The organism is Pseudovibrio sp. Tun.PSC04-5.I4, from assembly GCF_900104145.1.
GTDB lineage: Bacteria > Pseudomonadota > Alphaproteobacteria > Rhizobiales > Stappiaceae > Pseudovibrio.
Genome location: NZ_FNLB01000006.1, coordinates 989,997 through 1,010,101, shown reverse-complemented (window position 1 = coordinate 1,010,101; position 20,105 = coordinate 989,997). Strand labels below are relative to the sequence as shown.

The following is a 20,105-nucleotide window of genomic DNA, read 5'->3' as shown; positions in this document are numbered from 1 at the left end:
AGTTACAGAGACAGACTTTAATCGTGTTTGTTATACATGTTTAACCCGGGGAGCAAGGTGCACTCTATCAGGCAAGTTGCGCATGTTGGTGAAGTTAACTTCATTCTACGTCTTTTGCTTGACGATCACCTTAGCCTAATGCGACAGAATACCCATGAAAACCTTGAAAAGCATCTGCGTATATTGCGGCTCAAACGCGGGAAATTTGCCCCTTTTTGAGCAAGCGGCAATACAATTGGGCGAGTTGCTCGCCAAAAAAGAGATTCGCCTTATCTATGGCGGTGGATCCATTGGCCTTATGGGCGCTCTTGCCAACACAGTTATTGAAAACGGCGGAGAAGTCACCGGTGTTATTCCTGAGTTCCTGAAGGACCGGGAAGTCATGCTGGAACGAGCGCACGAACTGATCGTGACGCAGGACATGCATGAGCGAAAACGCACCATGTTTGAGAAAGCAGACGCCTTCATCGCTCTGCCCGGCGGCATCGGCACACTTGAAGAACTCGTGGAAATGCTAACCTGGGCTCAGCTCGGCAGGCACGACAAGCCTATGCTGCTGCTCAACCTTGACCAGTTCTGGACACCTCTGGTGGAGTTACTGAACCACATGAGAGGGTTGGGTTTCATTCGGCCAGACAGCGACATCACCTATGAGATCACAAGTGATGTCTCCCAGTGTGTCGACATACTCTGCAAAGCCATCGAAGGCTGCAAAGTTGAGAATCCAGACCTCAAGGATATGTAGGCTGGCTGGCCGCTGATTGAATTCAGCGGCCATTGCTTCAGGCGAGCTTTACTTGTCTGCGCTTTGTTACAATGCCATCAACAGAGAAGATAATCAGAGAGAACCAGATCATACCGAAGGCGAAAAGGCTTCCCTGGGATAGCTCTTCTCCGAACAGCCAAATGGCGCAAATGAAGTGGATTGAAGGTGCTATGTATTGCAGGAAGCCAATGTAGACCATTGGCAAGCGCCGAGCAGCATATGCAAATACCACCAGCGGGATAGCCGTTATCACACCCGTAAACAGCAGAAGTGCTAAAAAGAGGGGTTCTTCTAGCGGAATAGCCGGATAGATGCCTCCCGACCCAGCCACAGCAAAGTACCAAAGACTAATCAAAGCAAAGGGCAGCACTATGAGAACTTCCACCAACTGGCCGGCAACAGCGCCGACCGGTGTCCTTTTGCGTACAAAGCCATAAAACGCAAAGCTCAACGCCAACGCCACGGATACCCATGGCAACTCGCCGACCTGTATGGTTTGATAGATGACAGCTGCAACGGTGATACCCAATGCAACGACCTGAGCTTTTGAGAGACGTTCGGAAAGTAAGATCACACCCAGCCCCACACTCACCAACGGATTGATGAAGTAGCCAAGGCTTGCATCCAACACACGACCAGTTTCCACGGCCCAGATGAAGATCGTCCAATTGACGCTGATGAAGGATGCCGAGATCAGAAGGTATTTCAGCCGTGAGAAGTCACAAATGATACCCCACACCTCTCGCCTCAATGACCCTACTCCCAGAAATGAACCAAGGAACAATACAGAGCCGATGACCCGGTAGCAGATCACGATGATTGCCGGCATATCTGCTGTGAATTTGTAGTAGATCGGCGCAAAGCCCCACATAAAGTAGGCCGAAAGGGCTGCAATTAAGCCAGCTTTAAACGCTTCGCGCGCGCTTTGCTGGTCAGTCGCAAAAGCTGACTGGCTCATAATATCCTCAATTTACAAATTAATTTGGCGTCAGAAGGTCTGACGCCAAGAAGAAAAAACTTATTTAGTCATATGGCGGCAGCATAGGCGACCATATCTATTTTCAAACTGTTTCCAGCTGTTCTGCTTTTAAAATGCAGTAGCGCACAGAATCAACCAAGGCCTGGAACGAGGCATCTACGATGTTTTCTGAAACACCGACAGTGAACCAACGCTTCCCGGTTTTTCTATTCTGGCTTTCTATCAAAACGCGTGTGATCGCGCTGGTGCCACCATTCAAAATGCGCACCTTGTAATCTATCAGGGCGAGGTCAGCTATCGTGCTTTGATATTTGCCGAGATCCTTGCGAAGCGCCAGATCTAGCGCATTCACAGGACCATTGCCTTCAGCAACAGACATGAAGTGCTCGCCATCAACTTCAACCTTCACCACAGCTTCAGAGACTGTGACACGCTCACCAACCGCATTATAGCGGCGCTCTACACCTGTGCGGTACGAGAGGACGTCAAAATAATCTGGCACTGAATACAGCCGGCGACGGGCGAGAAGTTCAAAGGATGCATCAGCGGCTTCATAGGCAAATCCTTGCGCTTCCAGTTCCTTCACCTCAGTCAACAGACGATCAATCCGTGGGTCTGATTTTTCAGCGGCTACACCAAGGCGCCCCAACTCATTCATCAAGTTGGATTTACCGGCCTGATCAGAGACCAGTACGCGGCGCTGGTTACCAACCATCTCTGGTGGAATGTGCTCGTATGTGTCTGGGTTTTTCAAGATCGCAGAAGCATGAATACCAGCTTTGGTTGCGAAGGCATTCGCACCAACATAAGGCGCATGAACGTTAGAAGATCGATTCAAAATTTCGTCAAAACTTCTTGATATTACTGTTAGTTTCGTTAAATCCTCAACCTTAATTCCCAGTTCAACCATATCGTTATATGGTTTTTTGAGGAGCATGTTCGGGATCAGCGTGATCAGGTTCGCGTTGCCACACCGTTCACCAATCCCATTTAACGTACCTTGAACCTGACGCACACCTGCCACCACAGCTGCAAGTGTATTTGCAACGGCATGGCCGGTATCATCGTGTGCGTGAATGCCCAGATTGCACCCCGGGACCACTTGTTTCACCGCTTCAACGATCTCTGTCACTTCATAGGGAAGTGTGCCGCCATTGGTGTCACACAAAACAACCCAGCGCGCGCCAGCTTCAAAAGCTGTCTGCGCACATGCCAATGCATATTCTGGATTTGCCTTGTAACCATCAAAGAAGTGCTCACAGTCAATCAACGCTTCTTTGCCAGCGGTGACTGTGGCTTTTACGGTGTCCGCAATGCTCTCTAGGTTCTCCTCATTGGTGCATTTGAGGGCAACATCAACGTGGTAATCCCAGCTTTTAGCGACGTAACACGTCGCATCTGCTGCGGATTGAAGAACCATCTGCACACCAGGATCATTCCCAATGGAGCGACCTGCCCGTTTGGTCATGCCAAATGCGGTGAAGATGGCTTTTGTTGTTCTTTTTTCAGAGAAAAATTGTGTATCCGTTGGATTTGCACCGGGGTATCCACCCTCGATGTAATCAACGCCAAGTCTTTCCAATAAGTCAGTAACGGCAATTTTTTCGTCCACGGAGAAATCAATGCCGGAGGTTTGAGCCCCATCCCGCAGTGTCGTGTCGAAAAGATACAGACGGTCCTTCGTCATAGTATGCCTACCCTACTTATTGCCCAAAGCTGTGCTCCGGCTTCCCCTCAAATTTGCAGATGCCCTCCTCCGGCACTCCGCATGTACTCTCAGGGCACATATATGCGCCCTGAGAAACCTTTGCGATCCTAGACGGTTAGAGACCACAGAACCATGGAGCTTACTTCAAGCGTTCTTGTGGTAACTGCTTACTCGCCCAAAATCGTTTGTCTTAAGGCCAAGTCCAGGTGGTCTCGAATTCGCCTGTCTCTTGGTTCTTCATGTCTTTGAGCATAATGCCTTTTGCGACCAGTTCATCGCGGATGCGATCACTTTCAGCAAAATCTTTCGCTTTGCGCGCTTCCAGACGTTTTACGATTAGCTCTTCAACTTCCGCTTGCGCCTCTGGAGAGACCTCAGATTCAGCTTTTTCTTCTTCCTGAGCTTGTGAAAACGAGACAAGATCAAAGCCGAGGAATTTGATAGAATTAGCTAACCCTTGTGCAGCAGCAACATCACCGCCACGCGCTTCACGTGCCAGTTTGTGCATAGCCGCAAATGCACGAGGCGTGTTCAGATCATCAAGAAGCCCTTCCAGAACACTTTGTTCTGGGGCAGCCTCATCAGATGCCGTTACTCCGTTCTTATCCAGCAGTTCAATCCAGCGTTTGAGCTGCTTTTCGCCTTCTGCAAGGCTTTTGAACGTAAAGTCGATCGGCTGGCGATATTGTGTCTGGAGCAGTGCATACCGAATTGCCTGACCGGACCATTTACGTCCGCCACCCTCATAGGTGTCCAGAAGCTGGTGAACAGTGTAGAAGTTGCCCAGTGATTTGGACATCTTTTCGCCTTCCACCTGAAGGAAACCGTTGTGCATCCAGACGTTGGCCATAGCATGTGTGCCATGAGCACATCTGGACTGAGCGATCTCGTTTTCATGGTGAGGGAAGGTCAAATCGATGCCGCCGCCATGAATATCAAAGACCTTGCCCAGATGCTTTTCTGACATTGCAGAACATTCGATATGCCAGCCCGGACGACCCGGTGTTGCAATATCACATGGGCTGTCCCAACCCGGCTCTTTTTCCTTGGATGGTTTCCACAGGACGAAATCCGTTGGATCCTTTTTGTAGGAGGCCACTTCAACGCGGGCGCCTGCAATCATCTCATCAAGGGTCCGGTTGGACAGCTTGCCATATTCCGGCATGCTTGGAACATGAAAGAGAACATGCTCTTCAGCAACATAGGCAAAGCCTTTGTCGACGAGCGTCTCAATCATGGTTTTCATTTCTTCAATATGTTCGGTCGCGCGCGGCTCAATATCGGGAGCCTCAGCGCCCAACGCAGCCATATCTGCATGGTACTGTGCAACAGTGCTGTTGGTCAGCTCACGAATGGTGGTGCCTTCACGCGCAGCACGCTCGTTAATTTTGTCGTCAACATCTGTGACATTTCGCACATAGGTCACATGCTGTTTGCCGTAGAGTTGACGCAGCAAACGAGCCAAAACATCAAAGATTACAACAGGACGCGCATTGCCAACATGTGCGTAGTCATAGACGGTGGGACCACACACATACATACGCACGCTAGACGCGTCTATTGGCACAAATTTTTCTTTTGTGCGGGTCAAGGTATTGGTGAGCAGAAGCCCTTTATCGGCTTGGGTGGTGTCCGCGCTCATATCTGGTTCGTCTCCTGGCCAGCTGGCCGGGCGTTCATCTCACGCAGAATACAAGCAGGATAGAACGGCCACAGCCAGCGTTGTCGCTAGCTGCAAATAATAATGGTGCAAGAAGAAGTGTGCATCGCCGTTTTCATAGATTGCTTTTCGCTGATTGTGGCTTACAGGTCAAGCCATAGTGATCCCGGATTACAAAAGTTTCTAACTAAACTGAAAACAAAATTTCCATAGGAAGATGCAATTCTACGGGAACCACTGAGAAAATACAGGGAAGCTGCCACGTGTCTCACAAGAGTATCTTTGCCACCCTTCTAGCTTTGGGTATGTTTGGACTGAGCTCGCCTTCCAGCGCGACCGGCAATGCGGCGGCTTCTCAAGATCTTCTTGATCCGCTCAATTTTAGCGAGACTGATGTACCAGAGATATCTAGTGATTTAACCTCGCCTGTTGGCGTGGATGAAATCATTCAGCCCCCTGAGAGCATCGAGCAGGTTCCTACCAATATAACACATGCACCAGCTGGAACTAGCCCGGTTGATCTGGATGTAATGCCTGCGGAGGCACAGCTTTCCGAACTGGCGCAGATGATCAAAACTCTGCTGAGCGATGATGGTTCCTATCAAAGTGCCGGCTTCACGAATGAGCAACTGAGTGCGCTAGCCAAAGCCTATGATTTACGCAATTTCGAGCCTGTTTGGTTTGCGGGTACATCGCTTAAAGCACTGGCTTACCAACTGATTGACGAGTTGCGACAAGCCGAGAAGCATGGCCTTGATCCACAAGCTTATGGTGTACGCCAGCTGGCCTCCGTTATTGATGTTCTGGAAGCCTCCAATGGCAGTGCTGAGCTAGGAGACATTGCGTTGGTTGAGCTGCAACTGACCCGTACCTTTGCAATTTATAGTGCGCATATGGCAGGTGGCGTTGTTGCCCCTTCCAAGGTTTTGAAGAAGGTCTACATCAACCCGTACGTCCCAACGCTTGAGGAAATGCTTTCTCAGCTGGAGGCGACACAATCTGTTGAGCGCTTGATCGCGGACCTGAAGCCCGAAGCACCGTCCTATGAGATTTTGCAGCAACAGTTGGTCCTCTACAACAAAGCGATCAACTCCAATTACCCCGTCTATATTGAGGATGGGCCTAGTATACGGCCTGGCGATACTGGACCACGCGTATCCCAGTTGATGAAACGCCTCAAGGCCGAGGGCTATATGTCACGCTATTCCGGTTATACCGACACCTCTGAGACAGAAGTGATCGCGTCTCTTTATGATGGGAACATGGTTGAAGCTGTCAAAGCTTTCCAGCAGCTCAATGGACTGATGGTGGATGGTATTATTGGCAAGCAAACGCGGGCTGCCCTCAATATGTCTCTTGAAGACCGCCGCAATCAGATCCTCGTGAATTTGGAGCGGATGCGTTGGGATGATCCCCTACCCGATGGTCGCTATGTTAAAGTGAATATTGCGGAGCAAATGGTTCGGATTATGGAGGGCACCAACGTCCTTTATGAAACCCGAAGCGTGGTCGGCAAGCCGCGTAATGCGACACCTTTGTTCTCAGATAAATTTGCCTATGCCGAGATCAATCCGACATGGGGTGTTCCGTGGTCTATTGCCACCGATGAATATCTTCCAAAGCTGAAGCGTAATTCCTCAGCCCTGTCAGGGAGCGGTATTCGTATTTACAAAAACGGTAAGCGCGTTGACCCAACCACAGTGAACTGGAATTCGGTGACTAAGCGCAAGTTTGGGTATCAACTTCGCCAAGATGCCGGGCGCAAGAATGCTCTGGGAGCTGTCAAATACATGTTCCCCAACAAGTATAATATTTATTTGCACGACACTCCCTCCAAACGCCTGTTTAATAAGGATCAACGTGCATTCAGCCATGGCTGCATCCGATTACAAGACCCCTTTACGTTTGGGGAAGTGCTACTGGCTCCTTCCGGCTATAGCCGAACTAAAATGGAACGCCTGCGTGCGCGCGGCAAAACTGTCCGGTTGAACCTTTCTGAAAAGGTTCCCGTTCATCTACGTTACTATACGGCTTTTGCAGATGAAAACGGCGCTCTGCAGTTTCGACAGGATATTTATAAGCAGGACAAGGTAATTTTGACCGCTCTGCAACAAAAGCAAGAAGATTCAAAAACAAAAATGGTATCAATGCGATAGGCGAATTTTAACTTTGTAGGAGCCGCGCGGTTTGCCACATCCGCGCAAACGGGCCTCGTTATTAGTGAAAACTTTAATTAATCATGCTAATATATCTGGAGAATAGCTCAGTTTCATAATTCAAGCGGGGGTTGAATATGCTGAAGCATGCTCTGGGGGCTATAATTGTGGCAAGCATAATCTCAAGTCCCATTCTTCTTCTTGCCATTTACTTGTCTATGAACTCTGTTTGAATTTGCTGGCCACTGTTGCGGAGCCCTATAAAATTCTACGGATATGCTGATAAAACAAAGGCTGCGTACATCGCAGCCTTTGTTTTGCATGAAATGAGTTCATCCTAAATCAAGATTCTACTCATCGAGGTAGTCAGCGCATTTCTCAGGCATTTGATCGCCCCATGGCATGATTGGAACCGTTGAAGTCGAGTTTTTCGGACTACCTTCAACCAGTTTGTCGGAATAAACCAGATAGACCAGCACGTTCCGCTTTGCATCACATCCACGAACAATTCGCATTTTTTTGAAGAACAAAGACCGGCTTTGTCTGTAAACTTCATCGCCCTGCTCAAATTTACTTTTGAACTTGATTGGACCAACCTGACGGCAGGCTAGGGACACGTCTGACGTCTCTTCTTCAAGGCCAAGCCAACCTGAAAAGCCCCCCTTTTCAGGAATGGTGAAGTGACAGGCAACTCCTTCAACTTCCGGATCATCCAGCGCATAGGTTGCCAGCTTATGATCAGGACTTAGAAGCTTCCAAACAGTAGATTTTTTGAAAATGAGGTCAGGCTCTTGCGCCTGCGCCACTGTTCCAAGCATACCCAATGCCAGCCCTGTTGCTACTGTGATAATGCCAAATGCTTTCAGGACAGATTTTCCGAGCGCAGAAACTTTCAAGAGTTCTCCTCCACCTACATTTCAATTACAGGATCAAATGGTTCTGCATGAATATAAGATGCTTTTGGGCAACTACCAGCTACATACGCTGCGTTTTTTACAAAACCTCTCATAAACCTTTGGTTTTGCCCCATTAACGACATAGAATAACTTATCTCTATGAACTGTCTCACTAAACTTACGATTGCGGGCTATGAACCTTTTCAGAATTCTCCCTACCAGACCCACTGCTGCACTTGCACTCTCGCTGGGAGTCTCCCTCATCTGGGTGGAGAGCAGTCTTGCACGCCCGCAGGTCTGTGACCGACTTGAAGCCGAATTCGTCGAACTCTCAGAACAAGTTGAGAGCGAAGGTGCTTCCAACAGCTGGCAGACCGCCTATGAGGAGCAACTCATCCATATCCGCAATGTCCAATCACAGATGACCAGTTTCAGTTGTGATGGTTCATTAGGTCCGCCGCAATGTCAGCAGCTCAGCTCTTCCTTGCAACAAATGAATGAGAATCTGACGTATCTTGATAGCCAGCGCCAGCAGGAACTCTATTCCAGTGTCGTTCAAGACCGTCTCAACGAAGTGCGTCAAGCACTGGTGGATCTTAACTGTTCCGACCGTTCAGATCAGCAAGTTCAGCAACCAACTGATCAGTTAGCGCCCCCAGCACAGCTCGGTGGGCAGCCTTTGCAACTGGAGCCACGTTCTACAGCCGGTTTCTCTTCTGGCGATCAGCAATTTGCAACCATGTGTGTGCGCAAATGCGATGGCTATTACTTCCCGATCAATCCAAACTCCAATGCCGGAGATTTGGCTGAGGATACGGAAATCTGTCAGGCGCTCTGCCCCGGTCAGGATACGGAATTGTTTGTATTCCAAGTGCCTCAGGAAACTCCGGCGCAAATGAGATCCCTTGCTGGCCAGCCCTACAGCTCTTTGGCCAATGCCTACGTGTTCCGCCAGACCAACGACCCTGCGTGTACCTGTGATGGGTCAGGAGCTGCATCCAATAGTCTTGATCTGGCCCCAAGTATCCCGTCTCTGGAACAAGGTATTGGCAGCGGACAACTTCAGGACTTAACACCGGGCGCAACGCCTACCTATCCGGCGATTCCATCTGAGGGTGAGCTGCGTCAGGACCTGAATACAATTGAGGCCCAGAGCGAAACCTCCGAGCCTCTCATCGTTCAGAAGAAATTTGTTCCTCGCGAAGTTGAACCCCGCAAGGGACCAATCAGGAAAGTCGGGCCAAAGTTTTTTCCCGACCAATAAGCGGTAGCATATCTTTCAGATCAGGGCCGTGTGCTTGACCGGTGATCGCTTTGCGCAAAGGCATAAACAAGCCTTTGCCCTTGCGACCAGTTTCGCCCTTCACGGCTTTGGTCCATTCGCCCCATGTCGCAGTGTCCCAAGGTTCAGAAGGGAGCAATGCGAGCGCCTGTGTGATGAACTCCTGATCTTCTTCAGCAACGTCTGAAGCGACTGGACCCGTAACCAACGTCCACCACTTGGATACATCCCCGACGGTGGAACAGTTTTCACGTACAGCCTGCCAGAACTCTTCGCCACCGGTGATACCAGCTTCCTTGAGATGCTCTGCAACCTCTGCATAGGACATGGCATGGACGAGTTTTGCAGTTAGGTGTCCAACGTCATCAGGGTCAAACTTTGCAGCTGATTTGGAAACGCCTGAGAAGTCCAGCATTTCTGCAAGTGCATCCAGGTTTTTGGCAGGCTCAACTGCATGGCTTGTGCCAGTTAACACTGCAAGCGAGCAAACAGCCATTGGCTCAAAGCCTTCCGCACGTAGCGAGCGGATAGACAGGGCGCCAGAGCGCTTGGAGAGCCCTTCGCCTGATGCTGTTGTGAGCAAGTTATGGTGGCCGAATTCTGGAACTTTTGCATCCAGTGCATTGAAGATTGCAATCTGAACACCGGTGTTAGCGATATGGTCTTCGCCGCGGATCACATGGGAAATGCCCATATCAGCATCATCAACAATGGATGGCAGCGTGTAAAGGTATGTGCCATCCGCACGGATCAAAACCGGATCGGACAAAGACGCCAGATCAACAGTCTGACGACCACGGATTACATCATCCCAATGGACTTCAGTTCTTTCAGGTGCAAACACATCACCTGCTGCATGGTTTGGCAGTTTAAAGCGCCAATGAGGATTACGGCCTGCTGCTGCATACTCTGCAATCTGCTCGTCTGTCAGTTTAAGAGCAGCACGGTCATAAACCGGAGGACGGCCAAGAGCGCGCGCGCGGTTACGGCGGCGTTCTAGCTCTTCAGGTGTCTCATAACAGGGGTAGAGAAGGCCTGCGTCTTTCAACTTGGCGGCAGCAGTATCGTAGAGCGCGAAGCGTGCAGATTGCTTTTCAACGCGATCAGGGTTGATACCAAGCCATTTCAGATCTTCTGCAATACCTTCTGCATACTCTTCTTTTGAGCGCTGAACGTCAGTATCGTCGTAACGCAGGACAAAATTGCCGCCCTGCTTTTTTGCAAAGAGGTAGTTGAAAAGCGCCGGGCGCACATTCCCAATATGGATGTGGCCAGTTGGTGATGGCGCGAAGCGTACCGTAACACTCATGGCTGAGCCTTCTCGTCGATTCATAGGTTGTCATTCGGGTATCGCGTCCGCAGGTATGGGTCAACCAACCATTGGTCCGCACACGCGGATTTTATAGGGTAATTAGCTACGAGATAGCATCTCAATGCATCTTCACGCTGGAGACCGGACCAGTTGCAGATAAGGTCTAACCAAAAATAGCACCAAGCCCAAACCGAAACAGTAGAGGCTGGAGAATGCAAATTGTGTGTCCAGCTCTATACCACGATCCAGTAGAACCCCCATCAGGCCGGGAGCCAGTGCGGATGCAAACACCATCATTGCTGAGTAGATTGCTCGGATAGAGCCCAGATGCGCCGTGCCATATAACTCTGCCAGAACAGCAGAGGCGATGGCACCCCATGAACCCGCAGTGATTGCGAGGATGGTAAAGCCGATAGCGAGGAAGTACTCCTCCCCCGCAAACGCAAACACCAGTACTGCAACACCAAGCGGCAAGACAGAAAGTGGGAGCAAGGACACAGCAGAGAAGCGGTCAATCAGCATACCTGCCAGAATTGAGAACACGGCACCGGCTGCTGCGTAGATCGGTAAGTAGGATGGTATGGCAGTTTTATCCCAACCCTTTGCTTCCATGAAGGGGACCTGATGGAACATGAGCCCAGTCACTAAGAATGGTACAGCCAGCACTGCGGTCATCACCACCCAAAACCGCCAGTCTGCCATGGCTTGCTTTCGTGTCCAGCTAACGGATGGCCCGCTCACACCGGATGAGGTCAGTGGATTTTCCGGTGTGCGGTCTTTCTTCAAGGTCAGGTATGCAAGCGGTAGGAACACGACAAGAAGCGTAATGCCAGCGCCGGACCACAGCCCCCTCCATGACACGGTTGCCATGAGACTTACAGCGGCCAGTGGCAACAATGCTTCCCCAGCCATATTACCGAATGAGGCAAGGCTAAGTGCTTTACCGCGCGACCCATGGAACCACCGAGACATGGCTGTTTGTGAGGTGTGTGGTAACAAACCTTGCCCAAACAAACGTAATCCAAAGAGAGAAACACCCAATAATATTATCGAGTTATGCCAACTCATTAAGAAACTGAATCCGGCAAGGATGACAATTGCGATGCAACCAACAACAACAGGTCGATAATAATCAACGATTTTACCCAGGTAGATGATGCTTGCAGCACTCGCCAGTGTGGCCAGCATATAAATGGATCCGAAATCGCCATGGGAAAGGTTGTAGGTCTCTCTGATTTGAGAAGAAAACTGAGCAATAAAGAATGTCTGGCCAAAACTCGAGCCAAAGCCAAGCAGAAAACCGCCTGCGACCCAGCGCAGGTTGCGCTGAAGAAATTCGAATAAATTCATGGACTTAACCTAAGAAACGAAGAAATTGATTCAGGCAAAGCAACCTTGCTCGCCGGAATACTCGAGATCAAGTCCAGATATGCGTTGCTTCGTACTGCCCTTATGTTCAGGCAGACGTTGGGAGCAGCATGTCTAATCTAGGTTCGATCCCGAAATCTATTTGTGATTGGGTAACGTCTGTCACGGCCAAAGTTCTTCAGCGTGATTTTTACGCCCGGAGCAGCTTGGCGACGCTTATACTCTGCGATGTACAGAAGGTGTTCGATTCGATGGATGGTTTGCATAGAGTGGCCGCGACTGGCAATCTCGTCAAGGCTGAATTCTTCTTCTACGAGGCAATGCAGAATATCATCCAGAACATCATATTCTGGCAAGCTGTCCTGATCCTTCTGATTTTCACGCAGTTCCGCAGTCGGTGCCTTTACGATGATATTGTTTGGAATAACCTCACCTGCGGGTCCCATGACACCAGCAGGGTGATTTTTGTTACGCCAGTCGGACAGGCGGTAAACTTCGGTTTTATAGAGGTCTTTAATCGGGTTAAAGCCACCGTTCATGTCGCCGTACAGGGTTGCATAGCCGACAGACATTTCTGACTTGTTGCCTGTTGTCACGACCATGGCACCAAACTTATTGGAGACAGCCATGAGGATCACACCGCGGGACCGGGACTGAAGGTTCTCTTCCGTAATGCCGCTCTCAGTGCCTGCGAAGACGTGCTCCAGTGTTTTCTGGAAGCCTTCGACAGGGTCAGAGATCGGAATGGTGTCGTATCTCACACCTAACGCATCTGCGCAGGCTTTCGCGTCCTTGATGCTTTCATCAGAGGTATAACGAAAGGGCAGCATGATGCAGTGAACACGATCTGCACCTAAAGCATCCACAGCCATGGCAGCACAGATTGCGCTATCGATGCCACCTGACAGACCGAGAACCACACCTGGAAAGCGGTTTTTATTGGTGTAGTCTTTGAGGCCCAGAACACACGCAAGCCAGTCAGCTTCTTGCGTCTCCGGCAGAGCAACGATTTTACTCTTTTGCGCGACCCAGTTCTGATCCGCATCTTTTTGCCAATCAAGATAACCGATGTCCTCGGCAAACTGGCTGAGTTGCAACGTCAGTGACCGATCGTGATTGAGTGCGAAAGATGCTCCATCAAACACGAGTTCATCCTGTCCGCCAATCTGATTGCAGTACACAAGCGGCAAACCGGTTTCCACCACACGCGCCAGCATGATTTGAATACGCTCATCGTTTTTGTCGCGGTAATAGGGAGAGCCATTTGGGACCAGAAGCATTTCCGCCCCGGTTTCCGCAAGACATTCGCAAACTTCATCAGCCCATGTGTCTTCACAGATCGGAACACCAATGCGCACACCGCGAAAATTCATCGGGCCGGGATTCGGGCCAGCGTCGAATACGCGTTTTTCGTCAAATACGCCATAGTTTGGCAAATCAGCCTTGAAGCGAATTCCTTCAACAACGCCATTGTCCAGCAATGCAACAGCGTTGTAGAGATTGCCATCCTGCGCCCATGGCAGACCAACAAGCAGTGCTGGACCACCATCAGCCGTCTCGCTGGCCAGAACATCCAGTTCGCGTTTGCATGCTTCCACAAAGGCTGGCTTCAACACCAGATCCTCTGGCGGATACCCGGCCAGAAACAGCTCAGAAAAAAGGACCAGATCGGCACCTTGCTTTGCAGCTACGCCACGGTGGTGTCGAACTATATCGGCATTTGCAGAAACATCGCCAAGGCAAGGGTTGGCTTGGACAACAGCCAAGCGAAACTGGTCTTTAATCATCATATAAACTTCACAGGTTGCAATGGGTGGAAGGGCTGGCCCTGTTTTCTTGAACTTGAATAGCTTAGCAATTCATGTACAGCGTTTTTTGCGGGGAGAAAAGGTCATCTACTGCATACTTGAAATGCAAAGCAAAGGATTCACAGACCAGCAGATCACTCCGCGTTCTTTTTGCGCAGTTTCCCGGATTCCTTGGCCTTTGCCATGACATCCAAATGCTGCTGGATGCGTGTCCCCATAGGCATTTGCGCCATATCCCTGGCCTGAATAGGTTCATCCCCTTGCATGATGATTGCCTTTAGTCGGTCATAAAGCATGGCTGGGGCGACTGGTTTTGCGAGAAAGTAATTTACACCCGCATTGCGTGCAGCAACGACAACCGACCGGCGCGAGTCTGCGGTGATCACAATGACCGGGGTCTTGGCAATGTCGGTATCCTGATCTTGCCGCAAGATACGAAGAAAATCGTTTCCATCAATAGGATGCATGATCCAGTCGCACAAAACGATATCAGGTCGGCGATCCAACAAAATTGCAATCGCATCAGCACCATCTGCTGCCTCAAAAATGGACCTAACCCCAAATCCTGAAACCATCGTTCTCAAGATCGAGCGCATGTAATTGTTATCATCAACGATGAGAACTGAATATCCTGATAGAAGTGAAGCACTCTGAAGCAAAGAACTCTCCCTGAGGACGATGTTGGGCTACACCCTCGTCAGACAATTAAACAAATTTTGAAGACAGGATATTACATTTTATGTGTCTAGCACACATTGTCTAGCACAAAAGAAAGGGGCTGCACAATGTACAGCCCCTTATCGTAAATTTTATATAAATGCCTAAAGTCAGCTATTTACAGCAACCCGGTCATCGGACTCTTTGCGAAGATTTTCCGCAATTGTGAATGCCAGTTCCAGAGCTTGATCAGCGTTCAAACGCGGATCACAATGGGTGTGGTAACGATCACCCAGCTGCTCAGCTGAGAGTTCGCGTGCACCACCTGTGCATTCGGTCACGTTGCGACCTGTCATTTCAACATGAACACCGCCGGCATGTGTACCTTCTGCACGATGAACGGCAAAGAAGGATTCAACTTCCTTCAGAATACGCTCAAACGGGCGTGTCTTGTAGCCGTTGGCGGTAATGGTGTTGCCATGCATTGGATCACATGACCAAACAACCTTCTTACCTTCGCGTTCAACTGCACGCACCATTGCTGGCAAATGGTCAAATACTTTGTCATGACCAAAACGTGTAATCAGCGTCAGACGTCCACCTTCGTTTTCCGGGTTCAGAACGTCGATCAGCTTGATCAGTTCATCTGGTGCCAGAGACGGACCACATTTGAGACCAATCGGGTTTTTAATACCGCGGAAGAACTCAACGTGGGCATGATCCAACTGACGTGTACGATCACCAATCCAAAGCATGTGCCCTGAAGTTGCGTAACATTCGCCAGTGGTGGAATCGATGCGGGTCAGCGCTTGTTCATAGCCCAGAAGCAGAGCTTCGTGGCTGGTGAAAAAATCAGTTGAGCGCAGCTGGGGGGTGTTATCTGGATCGACACCACATGCACGCATGAAGGACACGCTGTCGGAAATCCGATCAGCCATTTCCTGGTAACGGTGCGCCTGCGGGCTATCTTTTACGAAGCCCAGCATCCACTGGTGCACATGGTCAAGGTTTGCAAAGCCACCTTGCGCGAATGCGCGCAGAAGGTTGAGCGTTGCAGCAGCCTGACGATATGCCATAATCTGACGGTGTGGATCAGGAACACGTGATTTAGCGTTGAAGTTGATATCGTTGACGATATCACCGCGGTAACTTGGCAGCTCGACGCCATCAATCTTCTCAATATTGGAAGAACGAGGCTTTGCAAACTGGCCTGCGATACGGCCAACTTTTACAACTGGCTGCTGAGCTCCATATGTGAGAGCAACAGCCATTTGCAGGAACGCTCTAAAAAAGTCGCGGATGTGATCAGCGTGGTGCTCTGCAAAGCTTTCCGCACAATCACCACCTTGCAAGAGGAATCCACGCCCCTCGGCAACATCAGCGAGCTGCGCTTTCAACTTGCGCGCCTCACCTGCAAACACGAGCGGCGGATAAGTTGCGAGGCGACTTTCAACGTCTGCCAGTGCTTCCTTATCTGGATAGTCCGGCATCTGCACGATCGGTTTTGACCGCCAAGAATCCGGTGTCCATTTCTCCGCCATTTTAAAACTCCATTAATACGGAAAGCTGCTGTTGCGCCCAATACGTCTTATGCAGCAGCATTGTTGCTCCGAGCAATTCTCTTTTTTTCGACAAATGCCCAGAAAGGCTTATACACGCCGCCCGTTTATCTGACTAGGGGTACGTATACGTTGTTTTGTCAGAGAAGCTTGAGGATAGCTCAAAACCCAATTGAGCTGTCAGAATCCATCAATTTTCTCGATATTCATGACAAGATGTTCCAGAAAAGTGTCTTTTGATAGTTAGATGTTTCAACCTGACCTATCAGGCCTAGTTGCAACACTTGTGTAAAGTTACACACTACCTTCATATCGAGGCCAAATTACACGCATTCTCAGCGGTTAATGTATTGAACACCAACGGTTTTCAGCAGGTCGTCAATCGTACCCATCAAGTTTTCAGATAACACAACAGCCCTTGGATAAATTGGGTCGGCGCGATCTTGCAGGACAGGAACGTGTTTCCAACCATCTGTGGTGTCCACAAAGTGTTTAAGCCCTTCCTCCCCCCACAAGCGGTGGAAGCCAGCCATCACACAATCTACATAGCTTTGCAGAATTGGATGATCTTCATTTCCCCAATGCGCAAATTGCGGCTGCACTTGGTAGAGGAACGTATCCGCAGGCATGTCTCGTCCGCAGTCAGGCGCGAAAGCTGCCGTTTCCAACGCTTTGCGAGAATAATGCCATTCCCGTTTGTCCAGAGCCGGCAAATTAGCCTTGTTATCCAGAACCATTGCACCGCGAATGGTCGAGCCTTCCTCAGCACGGACACCCAAGGCGCACACCCCTACTCCAGCCATTTTGCCGTTGCCTTGTTTGCCTTTTGAACATCCACGCCATTCGCGTTTCCAACCACTCAGTTCTCCAGCAATCACAGTTGTGCCTGCGGGTAACGTTTCCTCGTTGACCAACGAGCCATAACCGAAGTAGCAAATTTGATCCTGAGAAAGGTCAGTCACGGGTGTTCCTATCGAAAACTCTGTGTCCCTGTCACTGCGACATGGAAAAAAAGAACCGCTAGCAACAACCAGCGGCTCTTTGAAAGTCAACTTAAGTTTAGTTCTTGCGAATGCGCTGCGTTGGTTCGCGCATTGTCACCAGCTCTTCTGCAGCAGTTGGATGAACTGCGATGGTCCGGTCATAATCCGCTTTGGTTGCCCCCATGGAGAGTGTCACACCGATAATCTGGATGAGTTCACCAGAATCAGGCCCCATAATGTGGACGCCCAGAATTTTGTCGGTATCTGCGTCCACCAGCATTTTGAGGAGCATTTTGCCCGGCTTGCCTGAAAGCGAGTTCTTCATCGGGCGGAAGGAGGAGGCGTAAATGTCGATGTTATCGAATCGTGCCTCAGCTTCTTCCTGTGTTAGCCCAGCAGTGCCGATTTCAGGCTGTGAGAACACAGCTGTGGGGATCATAGAGTGATCAACATGCCATGTCTTATCGCCGTAGGTGCTGTCTGCAAAGGCATGACCTTCACGGATTGCAACCGGTGTCAGGTTCGCACGGTTGGTCACATCTCCGACGGCAAAGATACTCTCAACCGAGCTCTGGCTTTGCGGAGACACAACTATGGCACCAGCTTTATCGAGCTCAACGCCCGCGTCTTCCAGACCTAGTCCAGCAGTATTCGGACGACGCCCAATCGCATAAAGAACTTGATCTGCTTCAATCACTTCGCCGCCGTGAGTGGTGATTGTCAGGCCGCCCTCGTGTTTCACAATGGAAGCAATCGTCGTTTTGGTTTTGACCGTGATGCCTTTTTCTACCATCTGCTCATGCAAACCGGTGCGGACATCCATATCAAACCCGCGCAAAATTTCTTCACCGCGATAAGCCAGCGTGGTTTCAGACCCCATACCGTTGAAGATACCAGCAAATTCAACAGCTATGTAGCCACCGCCAACGACGACGATACGCTTGGGAAACGTTGCAAGGTGGAAGGCTTCGTTGGAGGTGATGGTGTGCTCGCAACCAACAAGGCCTGCATCAACATTTGGCGTTGCACCAACAGCCACCAGAATGCGCCCGGCTGTTATCACTTGATTGGTGGAGAGCAGACGGACCGTATTAGGGCCTTCAATCACAGCACGGGTATCGTGCAGCTCAACGCCGGATTTATCCAGATTACGGCGATAGACGCCTTCGAGACGGGAAATTTCTTTGTCTTTGTTCTCGACCAGCTTATCAAAGTCGAAGGTTGGCGTGCCATTCAGGCTCCAGCCGTACCCATCCGCATTTGCAAATTCTTCAGTAAATTTGGAAGCGTATACAAAGAGCTTTTTTGGTACACAGCCACGGATAACACAGGTCCCGCCATAACGGAATTCTTCTGCGATACCAACACGGGCACCGTGGCCTGCTGCAATACGTGCTGCACGTACGCCGCCAGACCCTGCTCCAATAACAAAGAGATCGTAGTCGAAATTAGTCATTACAGCCCACTTTCGTTTGCAATAGAACCTAATGCAACGACATTTCGTTACTGGAATAGGTTTTAAAAATCGTAGGCATTGATTTGGGCCAGATGCGCCCAAATTTCAAGGGGCGCATCTGATCAAACTGTTCATTTTGGATTGCAATTTCGTGATCGATTACTGAGCCGAGAGTGCATCCAGCTTGCGGCGAGAAAGCGAAACCATATCTGTACTGATCACATCACTCCACTGTTTTGCAGCACCAATGGTCAATGCAGTCAGTGTACGGGACAGATCAGCCATACGTTTACCAGTCTCTGAATTGTAGAAGGTCGCAATTTCGTTCAGCTGTTCCTCAGAAAAGCGGCGCGCCCACACTTCATAAATCACATAATTCAGCTCTTTACGACGTGGAATCAGTTCAACAGCTGATTCATTCACAGCCACATCAATCTCTGCGCTCATTGCCGGATTGGAGCGGATGAAGAGGGTGCGAGTGCGCTCTGCCACGTCAGGCAGGATATTATCAAAGCTTTCAATGGACTTTGTTGCTTTCACCGCTGCACGCGCTGCTGCAATGTGGCTTTCAGAAAAAGTTTTGTCCTGCGCCATAACCGGGCTGGCCACAAGAACACCAGCAACGACCAGTGACGCAACACCAGCAATCGCAGCAGATTTGAACTTAACGAGCATATGAAGGCTCCCCCATATTATAAGTAGCTATCCTGTCGAAAGTGACAGGATGCTTCAAGGTTCCAAGACACGAATATCATCAGTACCAGCCACGTAGGCCCGTACCGCCATATCAATAAACAACCCGTGTTCAACGACACCTGGAATAACTTCCAAGCGTTTTGCCAGTGACTTCGGATCGCTGATTGCCTTTAAATGACAATCAATAATGTAATTGCTGTTATCTGTTACAAGGCGCTTGTCACCTGCCATACGCAGGATCATTTCGCCTTGCAAACCTTCAGCTTCAAAGCTGTTTTGCATCATCTGCCGTGTCGCCTCAAGCCCGAAAGGGACAACCTCCACGGGAAGTGGGAACTTTCCGAGAGTATCAACAATTTTGCTCTCATCTGCGATCACAAGCATGCGGCCAGATGCCGCCGCAATGATTTTCTCGCGAAGCAGTGCAGCTCCGCCGCCTTTGATCAGGTTCAAAGCCGGATCAATCTCATCGGCCCCATCAATAACCAGATCCAGAACAGGCGTTTCATCCAGCGTTGTCAGCGGCACGCCCAATTCTTCACATAGGGTCTGAGAATAGGAGGATGCCGGGACACCGATGATCTCGAACCCGTCCTCAACCATCTTTGCCAGAAGGTGGATCATTTCATTTACGGTTGATCCCGAACCAATCCCCAGTTTCATACCGGGCTTAACTTCCTTGAGTGCTGCAGCTGCGGCTTGTGCCTTCAAACTCATTGCCATCTGACTAATATCTCTTCCCCGGACCAAAAGCACTCTGGCAAACTGTTCAATTCATAAGAACAATTTTGCCTAGTTACCGTGCTCGGGTCTACTCTG

Annotated in this window: 16 protein-coding genes; 3 read left to right on the top strand and 13 right to left on the bottom strand. The window is 49.9% G+C overall.

Annotation, left to right across the window (positions count from 1 at the left end; translation table 11 throughout):
• Positions 1-154 precede the first annotated feature (154 nt).
• Complete coding sequence (locus BLS62_RS09715; RefSeq protein ID WP_093179925.1) at positions 155-745, top strand: LOG family protein; 591 nt, start codon at positions 155-157, stop codon at positions 743-745.
• Positions 746-782: 37 nt separating this feature from the next.
• Here the strand turns inward: BLS62_RS09715 and rarD are convergent, their stop codons facing one another.
• The 3 genes from rarD to cysS all read right to left on the bottom strand — a co-directional run bounded on the left by rarD (position 783) and on the right by cysS (position 5,095).
• Positions 783-1,724 (bottom strand): EamA family transporter RarD, encoded by a 942-nt coding sequence (rarD, locus tag BLS62_RS09710; RefSeq protein ID WP_093179922.1) that lies wholly within the window; start codon positions 1,722-1,724, stop codon positions 783-785.
• 103 nt (positions 1,725-1,827) lie between these two features.
• A complete protein-coding gene (gene cimA / locus BLS62_RS09705; protein ID WP_093179919.1) occupies positions 1,828-3,432 on the bottom strand; it encodes a citramalate synthase in 1,605 nt (534 codons plus the stop codon).
• A gap of 211 nt (positions 3,433-3,643) precedes the next feature.
• Positions 3,644-5,095 carry a cysteine--tRNA ligase gene (gene cysS, locus BLS62_RS09700; RefSeq protein WP_093179916.1) on the bottom strand — a complete coding sequence of 484 codons (1,452 nt, stop codon included), beginning with the start codon at positions 5,093-5,095 and terminating at the stop codon, positions 3,644-3,646.
• Positions 5,096-5,376: 281 nt separating this feature from the next.
• On the opposite strand from cysS, the gene BLS62_RS09695 reads away from it, so the two are divergent.
• Positions 5,377-7,269, top strand: a complete 1,893-nt coding sequence (locus BLS62_RS09695) for a L,D-transpeptidase family protein (protein ID WP_093179913.1) — start codon at positions 5,377-5,379, stop codon at positions 7,267-7,269.
• Positions 7,270-7,619: 350 nt separating this feature from the next.
• Here BLS62_RS09695 and BLS62_RS09690 read toward each other — a convergent pair whose 3' ends face one another.
• On the bottom strand, positions 7,620-8,087 hold the full coding sequence (locus BLS62_RS09690; protein ID WP_208991145.1) for a CreA family protein: 468 nt from the start codon (positions 8,085-8,087) through the stop codon (positions 7,620-7,622).
• Positions 8,088-8,358: 271 nt separating this feature from the next.
• Between BLS62_RS09690 and BLS62_RS09685 the strand changes: the two genes are divergently transcribed.
• On the top strand, positions 8,359-9,429 hold the full coding sequence (locus BLS62_RS09685; RefSeq protein WP_093179909.1) for a DUF2865 domain-containing protein: 1,071 nt from the start codon (positions 8,359-8,361) through the stop codon (positions 9,427-9,429).
• Here the strand turns inward: BLS62_RS09685 and gltX are convergent.
• The 9 genes from gltX to rpiA form a co-directional block, all read right to left on the bottom strand.
• Positions 9,392-10,756 (bottom strand): glutamate--tRNA ligase, encoded by a 1,365-nt coding sequence (gene gltX / locus BLS62_RS09680; protein WP_093179907.1) that lies wholly within the window; start codon positions 10,754-10,756, stop codon positions 9,392-9,394. The two genes, BLS62_RS09685 and gltX, sit on opposite strands and share 38 nt — an antisense overlap.
• A gap of 132 nt (positions 10,757-10,888) precedes the next feature.
• Positions 10,889-12,109 carry an MFS transporter gene (locus tag BLS62_RS09675; protein ID WP_093179904.1) on the bottom strand — a complete coding sequence of 407 codons (1,221 nt, stop codon included), beginning with the start codon at positions 12,107-12,109 and terminating at the stop codon, positions 10,889-10,891.
• 137 nt (positions 12,110-12,246) lie between these two features.
• Entirely contained in the window at positions 12,247-13,914 is a 1,668-nt protein-coding gene (locus tag BLS62_RS09670; RefSeq protein ID WP_093188715.1) for an NAD+ synthase, read from the bottom strand.
• A 155-nt stretch (positions 13,915-14,069) separates the two neighbouring features.
• Complete coding sequence (locus BLS62_RS09665; protein WP_208990785.1) at positions 14,070-14,594, bottom strand: response regulator; 525 nt, start codon at positions 14,592-14,594, stop codon at positions 14,070-14,072.
• 168 nt (positions 14,595-14,762) lie between these two features.
• A complete protein-coding gene (locus BLS62_RS09660) occupies positions 14,763-16,133 on the bottom strand; it encodes a class II 3-deoxy-7-phosphoheptulonate synthase (protein ID WP_093179902.1) in 1,371 nt (456 codons plus the stop codon).
• A gap of 353 nt (positions 16,134-16,486) precedes the next feature.
• On the bottom strand, positions 16,487-17,113 hold the full coding sequence (locus BLS62_RS09655; protein ID WP_093188709.1) for a gamma-glutamylcyclotransferase family protein: 627 nt from the start codon (positions 17,111-17,113) through the stop codon (positions 16,487-16,489).
• Between the two features lie 97 nt (positions 17,114-17,210).
• On the bottom strand, positions 17,211-18,590 hold the full coding sequence (gene gor / locus BLS62_RS09650) for a glutathione-disulfide reductase (RefSeq protein WP_093179899.1): 1,380 nt from the start codon (positions 18,588-18,590) through the stop codon (positions 17,211-17,213).
• Between the two features lie 159 nt (positions 18,591-18,749).
• On the bottom strand, positions 18,750-19,265 hold the full coding sequence (locus BLS62_RS09645) for a DUF2059 domain-containing protein (protein ID WP_093179896.1): 516 nt from the start codon (positions 19,263-19,265) through the stop codon (positions 18,750-18,752).
• A gap of 54 nt (positions 19,266-19,319) precedes the next feature.
• On the bottom strand, positions 19,320-20,009 hold the full coding sequence (gene rpiA / locus BLS62_RS09640; RefSeq protein ID WP_093179894.1) for a ribose-5-phosphate isomerase RpiA: 690 nt from the start codon (positions 20,007-20,009) through the stop codon (positions 19,320-19,322).
• Positions 20,010-20,105: the final 96 nt, after the last annotated feature.

What these genes read in the sequence shown, in the direction of transcription:
- rarD (WP_093179922.1), bottom strand. Translation starts at nt 1,724, where the DNA reads ATGAGCCAGTCAGCTTTTGCGACTGACCAGCAAAGCGCGCGCGAAGCG.
- BLS62_RS09715 (WP_093179925.1), top strand. Translation starts at nt 155, where the DNA reads ATGAAAACCTTGAAAAGCATCTGCGTATATTGCGGCTCAAACGCGGGA.
- BLS62_RS09645 (WP_093179896.1), bottom strand. Translation starts at nt 19,265, where the DNA reads ATGCTCGTTAAGTTCAAATCTGCTGCGATTGCTGGTGTTGCGTCACTG.
- cysS (WP_093179916.1), bottom strand. Translation starts at nt 5,095, where the DNA reads ATGAGCGCGGACACCACCCAAGCCGATAAAGGGCTTCTGCTCACCAAT.
- rpiA (WP_093179894.1), bottom strand. Translation starts at nt 20,009, where the DNA reads ATGGCAATGAGTTTGAAGGCACAAGCCGCAGCTGCAGCACTCAAGGAA.
- BLS62_RS09675 (WP_093179904.1), bottom strand. Translation starts at nt 12,109, where the DNA reads ATGAATTTATTCGAATTTCTTCAGCGCAACCTGCGCTGGGTCGCAGGC.
- BLS62_RS09690 (WP_208991145.1), bottom strand. Translation starts at nt 8,087, where the DNA reads ATGCTTGGAACAGTGGCGCAGGCGCAAGAGCCTGACCTCATTTTCAAA.
- BLS62_RS09670 (WP_093188715.1), bottom strand. Translation starts at nt 13,914, where the DNA reads ATGATTAAAGACCAGTTTCGCTTGGCTGTTGTCCAAGCCAACCCTTGC.
- gor (WP_093179899.1), bottom strand. Translation starts at nt 18,590, where the DNA reads ATGACTAATTTCGACTACGATCTCTTTGTTATTGGAGCAGGGTCTGGC.
- BLS62_RS09685 (WP_093179909.1), top strand. Translation starts at nt 8,359, where the DNA reads ATGAACCTTTTCAGAATTCTCCCTACCAGACCCACTGCTGCACTTGCA.
- cimA (WP_093179919.1), bottom strand. Translation starts at nt 3,432, where the DNA reads ATGACGAAGGACCGTCTGTATCTTTTCGACACGACACTGCGGGATGGG.
- BLS62_RS09660 (WP_093179902.1), bottom strand. Translation starts at nt 16,133, where the DNA reads ATGGCGGAGAAATGGACACCGGATTCTTGGCGGTCAAAACCGATCGTG.
- gltX (WP_093179907.1), bottom strand. Translation starts at nt 10,756, where the DNA reads ATGAGTGTTACGGTACGCTTCGCGCCATCACCAACTGGCCACATCCAT.